Source organism: Microcystis sp. M079S1, from assembly GCF_020246425.1.
In the GTDB taxonomy this organism is placed as follows: domain Bacteria; phylum Cyanobacteriota; class Cyanobacteriia; order Cyanobacteriales; family Microcystaceae; genus Microcystis; species Microcystis aeruginosa.
In genome coordinates this window covers 1-7,395 of sequence record NZ_JADBSZ010000103.1, presented here as the reverse complement: position 1 = coordinate 7,395, position 7,395 = coordinate 1, and the positions used below count along the sequence as shown (strand labels likewise).

Sequence of the window (7,395 nt, the reverse complement as noted above, 5' to 3'; positions counted from 1 at the left end):
TCAGGTGGTCAATTACCTAATTTTCAGGGAAAAAGTCCCGGAATTTTACCCCCGATCACTCCAATGCTAGGCACTTTTTGAGGTCAAAAAAGCCTAAAAACCTTATCCAACAAGCTTTTTAGATTTATTCAGCAAGCCCTATCTAGGGTTTGCTGAATATCAGTGAAAGCCTTGCCAGAAAAGGGTTCTGGCACTTTTTTAGCCAAAAAAGTGCCAGAAACAAACGTTGAGAAATCGATCCGAGGGACTCAAAACCCTTGCACTTTTATTAGCGAACGCAAAGCGCTCGCTACGCGAGAACGCCAGATAAAATTCAGAAACTAAGCGACGAAATTACCATTTTGCCAACTGTGTGGCTCCTAGATTCCCTCTGGGGACTTATTCAGCAGACCCTAATTACTGATTGGGTGTCACCTGATCGATAACCTTGAGAGTGCCGTCATCATTAACAGTCCAGACATCGTAACTACCGACCACATCGCCATTTTCATCGATATCCACATTGCCACTGGCCCCCTGATAGTTAATATCTTCGCCTTTGCGAATCATTTCCATAGCTTGACAAGCATCGGTTACTTCCGTCCCCGGACCGTTAGCCACCTCACGAATCTTGCTTTGAATCCCTTCACCCGTGTTAGATTTAGCCGCCTCAGCCGCTAACATCAATAAAATCCCCGCATCCCAAGTATGGGGAACAAAAGCGGTGACATCCTTGCCGGTTTTTTCTTTCCAGAGAGTAGTAAAAGCACTTAAAGCTTGACCGTCGGCCCCGGGGACCGTGCCTAGGGCCCCAGCAATAATTGACTTACCATCGGTTCCTTTCCCCACCTGTTTGGTGAAATCTTCCGAATAAACCCCATCGGTGAGGAGGACGGTAACTCCTTTGGTCAATCCCTGTTTATAGGCGGCTTGCAGTAATAAACTGCCCGTTTCAGCGTAAAGGACTGCCGCTACAGCATCCGGTTGATTAGCGAAGGCAGCCGCCGCTTCACTATCGAGAGTGGCAGCTTTCGGGTCATAACGGACGGGATTTTGCTTATTAGTGATCGTGCCGCCTAATTTATCGAAAGCGCTCACGAATTCCCGTTCAAATCCGACTCCGTAATCGTTATTGATCACGACGGTGGCCACATTTTGAAAACCCTTTTTCTTAGCTAGGACCGCTAAAGCTTGAGCTTGGTAGGTGTCCGGGGGAGCCGTCCGCGCCCAAAAACCTTTAAAATCGCCTTTTTTCGCCCTGTCAGTAAATACAGGACTGGTGCTACCCGGAGAGACTAACATAACTTTATTTCTCACCGCCACATCGACGGCTGCTCCTGAGACGCTACTGGCAAAGGAACCGATCACACCGGCTACTTTATCCACCTCCGCTAGTTTCGTCATCGCTGAAGCACCAGCGGCGGGGTCGGTTTGGTCATCTTCTTTCACGAGGGTGACGGGTTTGCCATTGACTCCACCACAGGCATTGATAGTCTCCACCGCTAGGGCAGCTGCTTCGGGCATATTTTGACCAATGGCGGCTAAATCTCCGGTAATGGGCAGTAAAGCCCCTAATTTTAGTCCCTCATCACCGGGGGCAGGGATTTGGGCATTATTACAAGCGGTTAAAAAATTAGCTAAGAGGCTGATGCTCAGGGTTAGGGCTAGGGGCGATCGAATATATCTCTGCATGGCGGTAAGATCAAGGATGAGTCAAGGTTGGAAGACGGAAAAGCCCGGACTGGGAAAATTCTAATCGATGTTAGCATTCTCTTAAAATCAAACAGGTTTCCATCTTAATTAGATATTGATGGAAAAAATGGCTAATTTGTTCGACCTATGCCGTCGGGTGTGGGGTGTGGGAAGTTTTTTCAGTGATCAGTAAACAGTAAACAGTAAACAGTAAACTGAAAACGGTTCTTTTTGTTTGTCTTAGGCAATAAACGGGGCTATAAGGGATAAAACCCTTATATATAAAGACATTGATGCGATCTTTGTTAATTGTTTTCCCTCTCTAACGAACTAATCAATTAAGTCTCTTGCCAGATAAGGATTTAGTCGATTTATGCCCCCCGATCGAACTATAAGCTAAACGGCGCTTAACCTGCATGATCCAACAGCTATAACCCTTTTGGAGTCTATATCGGTGATCCGAAGTAAAAGCCGTTTAGCTTACCAAGTAACGAAGAATCCTGAAAACTCGCATCTGATAACTGATAACTGATAACTGGTAACTGATAACTGAAAACCCCACTTAGGAAGCTTTGGCTAAAACGGTGTTCTGGTTTAAAAACTGAATCGCCGTTTGGTATTGACTATCTTTTTCGGTGCCGATTTCCTGATATGTGATCGGTTCCTGTGCCACCACTTGATCGGGCATAATTCCTAACTTATGAATATCATGGTGGCCGGGAGTTTCATATTTGGCGACGGTAATCGCTAATCCTGCCCCATCGGGTAACTCGAATAAGGACTGAATTAATCCCTTACCGAAAGTCTTTTCTCCCACTAAAACCCCTCGCTGATTGTCCTGTAATGCTCCAGCTAAAATCTCGCTGGCGCTGGCGGTTCCCTGATTGACTAAAACGACTAGAGGCGCGTCAGTTAAAGCATTGCCAGAAGCGGCAAAACTATCGGCAATTCCCTCACGATTAACCGTATAAACGATCGTTCCCTGATTAATCCACATCCGAGCGATTTCTATGCCCGCTTGCAGTAAACCACCGGGGTTATTTCTTAGATCCAAAATATAACCCTTGGCTCCTTGTTTTTGTTGGTTCGTCACCGCTTCCGAGACTTCTTTGGCAGCGTTAGCACTAAATTGATTTAAGCGCACATAACCGATCGGCAAGGAACTAGAATTTTTATCCAAAACCGCTACTACTGGACTTAAAGAAATGCGTTGACGGGTTAAAGATAGGGTTTTTGTTTGACTTTTTTGATCGGGAAGAATGACTAAGGAAACTTCTGTTCCGGGGGTGCCGCGCATTTTGGCCGCCGCCGCGTCGAGGGTTAAAGTAGTGGTATCGATGCCATCAATAAACAAAATGCGATCGTGGCTAGTCAAACCAGCGGCCTCAGCAGGAGAACCGGCAAGGGGGGCAACTACTTCTAAGTAACCATTGTCGGGATTGATATTAATTTGCAGTCCTACCCCCGATAATTCCCCCGTGGTGCTAATTTGTAGGTTATGGTATTGATCCGGTCGCAGGAGACGGGTAAAAGGTTCATCGAGAGTAGCTAACATCTGTTCGATCGCATTGTAGGCCGCCGTCCGATCGTTGAGGGGTTTTTTGATGAATTGTTCCCGCACCTGCCACCAGTTTTGATGATTAAAGGTGTCATCATAATAGGATTGGTTGACTAATCGCCAGGATTGGAGTAGTAATTTTTGTTCTTCGCTAAAGGCGGCTGCTGTGGGTGTCCATGCCATCCAAGTCAGACAAAACCAAAATCCCACCAATAATCCCGCCCACAACGATTTTTTTCTCATCTTGCTTCTCTTATAAATCAAGTGCTGATCTGCTGATTATTTTCAGTATAGTCTTTTCTCTGAAATCGATTCTTATCTGGTAACTCTTTCCCTTCAAGGGATTCCCATAAAAAAGAGGGTAGTTATGGTTAACTACCCCAAAAAATTCTACTAGATCGGTGCCATTAAGCGATCGCTTAATTGTTCAGCTACTAGACAGCCACAACTTTTTTGCTGACTTGGGTTAATTGCCCTTTAGCATATTTGGCTGCGTAGTCATCGAGGGACATTTGTTTGATTTTGCTGGCGTTACCGGCGGTACCAAATTGTTGATAGCGATCGGCACAAACTTTCTGCATATAGGTGATCGAGGGTTTCAGGAAGAAACGGGGATCAAACTCTTTTGGGTTGCTGAATAGTGCTTCACGAACTGCGGCGGTAATTGCTAAACGGCAGTCGGTGTCGATATTGATTTTACGCACACCACTCTTGATGCCTTTTTGGATTTCTTCCACGGGAACACCGTAGGTTTCGGGGATAGCGCCACCGAATTGGTTGATTAATTCGAGGAGATCTTCGGGGACAGAGGAAGAACCGTGCATGACCAAGTGGGTATTGGGTAAACGGCTGTGAATTTCTTCAATGCGGCTAATAGCGAGGATTTCGCCGGTGGGTTTGCGGGTAAATTTGTAAGCGCCGTGGCTAGTACCAATGGCTACTGCTAAAGCATCTACTTGGGTTCTTTCGACGAAATCTACTGCTTCATCGGGATCGGTTAACAGCATCGAGTGATCTAATTCTCCCTCAAAACCGTGGCCATCTTCCGCTTCTCCTTTACCGGTTTCTAAGGAACCTAAACAACCGAGTTCCCCTTCCACACTAGCACCGATCGAGTGAGCAACTTTTACTACTTCAGCAGTAACGTTAACGTTGTACTCGTAGGTGGCGGGAGTTTTGGCATCCGCTTCTAAGGAACCATCCATCATGACACTGGTGAAACCGTTACGGATCGCCGAGTAGCAGGTGGCGGGTTCATTACCGTGATCTTGGTGCATCACGATGGGGATATGAGGATAGGTTTCCACCGCGGCGGTGATCAAGTGACGCAGGAAGTTTTCCCCTGCATATTTGCGCGCACCGCGAGAAGCTTGTAGGATAACGGGGCTGTCGGTGGCTGCCGCCGCTTGCATGATCGCTTGGATCTGCTCCATATTATTTACGTTAAAAGCGGGGATGCCATATCCGTTCTCAGCCGCGTGATCCAACAATAACCGCATGGGGACGAGTGCCATATCCTTTACTCCTTAATCTATTTCTTGTTTTTTGTCTCTTTAAATTCAAGAAAGTTAATTCTCTTACCTGTTAATCTTAAGATAGTTTTTACACTTTGACGATCCCCAAAAAAAATTTTTCCCAGTTTCGTCCTAAGATGACCACAATCTCCGTCGCAGCGGCCCGTTAAGTAGTTCGTGTGTATCAAATAACAGCCGGGGAATCGGCAATTTTTCCGGGCAGCGAGGTAAACAATCACCGCATTCAGTACAATTATTCGCTTTGCGTCCGGGGAACCAATGACCGGCATTTTCCAGCATTCGATAGCGATACTGGCCAAAATCGGTCATTTCGTAAGCTACTGCCAGATTTCGCAGTCTCAACACTTCGGGGATATTAATATTTTCGGGACAGGGTAAACATTGATAACATTGGCTACATAAATCTGTAGCCAATTTATCGGTTAAATGTGCCTCTAAACGCTTAAAAACGGCAATTTCTGCCGCATCTAGGGGCTGATCTCCTTCGCATACGTTAATAATTGTCTCTAATTCCTCTGGTATCGCTGCCCCGACGCTGAGGGTAGTAATGCGCGTATCGCTCAATAAAAAGCGATAATTTAGCTCTAAGGGTGAAAAAGGAGCGCATAATTCCTCTAGCTTCTTGGGAGGTCTGTGGAGACCCCCTCCCTTATCAGCAGGGGAAATAATAAACACACCCATGTCCTTTGCTTGGGCTAAAGCGATCGCCGGTTGCTGTCTTTGCCAAAAAAAATAGTAATGGATATTGACAAAAGCGAAGAAATCTGTATTGATCGTCTCCAGAATAATTTCTAGGGGTGCATGGGTAGAAAAGCCAATATGACCGATTTTTCCAGCTTCTTGGGCCAGAAAAACGGCTTTCATGCAGCCTTGCGGGTCTTTAATCCAGTTTAAATGCTCGCGGGTGTTAATACCGTGAATTGCTAGACAATCGAGGTAATTTAATTGTAATCGTTCTAGGGATTCGGCGATCGCTTTTTCCATAGTTTGGCGATCGGGAGTGGGGACTAATTTCGTAGTCAGATAAACCCGCTCCCGCACCCCTTGACGCTGCAGGTAGCGACCGAGAAAAACTTCGCTATTACCGTAACCTCTGGCCGTTTCTAGGTGATTAATCCCCAATTCTAGGGCGCGATCAACTGTTGCGGTAAACACCGACTCTGAGGACAAACAGCGCATTGTCCCCAGGGAAAACAGCGAAAATTGCCAATTAGTACGGCCAAATCGTCGATAACGCATTGATTCAGTTATCAGTTACCAGTTATCAGTTATCAGTTACCAGTTATCAGTTATCAGTTATCAGTTACCAGTTATCAGTTATCAGTTATCAGTTATCAGGGCTCTTCTCGACTTTGTGTGATAATTTTTGCTTATGAAATCGTGAAATGTTTACTGGGAAAGACTTTTAGGACTATTTTGTTAAATAAACTATCAGTATAGACCTCATTTCCACACAGAAACCAGAAGAGCCTTATCAGTTATCAGTTATCAGTAGAGTTCTTGCATAATTAATTTTTGAGAGTTCAAAAATGAGAAAAATAGGCATAAAATTGCATAAAATCCCTAAATAGAGCATTTAATTGATTAATGCTCATTCTTAATTCTCCTGACTACTGACTACTGGCTCCTGACTTGAAAGAGGGTGTGGGGTGATGGGGAAGTGGGGAAGTGGGGAAGTGGGGAAGTGGGGAAGTGGGGAAGTGGGGAAGTGGGGAAGTGGGGTGATGGGGAAGTGGGGGAGTGGGGAAGTGGGGGAGTGGGGAAGTGGGGAAGTGGGGAAGTGGGGAAGTGGGGAAGTGGAGCATTTGGCTGAAATTTCCCTAAACCCCTAAACCCCTAAACCCCTATCTCCCTCCTATCTCCTGAATTTTCACTGATCACTAAAATCACCGCGACGTTGGATCAGGTCTGAGGGGCTAAGATTGGAGACGAAATTGCGAAAAGCTTGACGTTCCTCTTCATCCGCGTCACGATCGACGGGAATAGAAGCGGAAGCGATCACTTCTTCCATTACCCAGACGGGACTGTTGGTACGCAGGGCAATAGCGATCGCATCACTGGGACGACAATCGATTTCTTTTTTGACTTCGCCGCGCTGGAGACAGAGAACAGCATAAAAGGTATTATCTTGGAGAGAATGGATGATAATCTTTTCTAAATCCATATCCCAAACTTTAAAAATATTAGCGATCAAATCGTGGGTGAGGGGACGAGGGGGTTTTTGTTGTTCGAGGACGGTGATAATGGCCTTAGCCTGATCTTGTCCGATGTAGATAGGTAGGGCGCGACGCTCGGAACCATCCTTCAGCAGTACAATGGGACTGCGAGTGATAGCGTCTAGGGCAATTCCAGCGACTTTCATTTCGATCATGACTATGGCTTCTCCAAGATAGAGATTCAGCTAGGGAAGGAGTGGGAAAGCAACCTGAGTAATATAGTGCTTAGTTACACTCACAGTATGCCCTAAGATGGCAGAGATTAGCCTCATCTTTATTGACATCCTCGCCGCCCTAAAAGTGCGGCGATTCCTAAACCTCACGATTTAAGTTTCTGCTTCCACCACCGTCGCATACCACAGTTAAAAAACCATGTACTGTCTTACACAGAGTCCACAGACTTTCGCCCCATTTC

5 protein-coding genes are annotated in these 7,395 nt (G+C 45.9%); all 5 read right to left on the bottom strand.

Features of this window, described 5'->3' with window-relative positions; translation table 11 throughout:
- Positions 1–396: 396 nt before the first annotated feature.
- The 5 genes from IM456_RS06285 to IM456_RS06265 all read right to left on the bottom strand — a co-directional run bounded on the left by IM456_RS06285 (position 397) and on the right by IM456_RS06265 (position 7,135).
- On the bottom strand, positions 397–1,671 hold the full coding sequence (locus IM456_RS06285) for an ABC transporter substrate-binding protein (protein ID WP_287692997.1): 1,275 nt from the start codon (positions 1,669–1,671) through the stop codon (positions 397–399).
- A 562-nt stretch (positions 1,672–2,233) separates the two neighbouring features.
- Entirely contained in the window at positions 2,234–3,472 is a 1,239-nt protein-coding gene (ctpA, locus tag IM456_RS06280) for a carboxyl-terminal processing protease CtpA (RefSeq protein ID WP_149986840.1), read from the bottom strand.
- Positions 3,473–3,663: 191 nt separating this feature from the next.
- Positions 3,664–4,743 carry a class II fructose-bisphosphate aldolase gene (gene fba, locus IM456_RS06275; protein WP_045358622.1) on the bottom strand — a complete coding sequence of 360 codons (1,080 nt, stop codon included), beginning with the start codon at positions 4,741–4,743 and terminating at the stop codon, positions 3,664–3,666.
- 132 nt (positions 4,744–4,875) lie between these two features.
- Entirely contained in the window at positions 4,876–6,003 is a 1,128-nt protein-coding gene (locus tag IM456_RS06270) for an aldo/keto reductase (protein ID WP_287692996.1), read from the bottom strand.
- A gap of 631 nt (positions 6,004–6,634) precedes the next feature.
- Positions 6,635–7,135: a bifunctional nuclease family protein gene (locus IM456_RS06265; RefSeq protein WP_061432090.1), complete on the bottom strand. Its 501-nt coding sequence runs from the start codon at positions 7,133–7,135 to the stop codon at positions 6,635–6,637.
- Between the last annotated feature and the right edge of the window lie 260 nt (positions 7,136–7,395).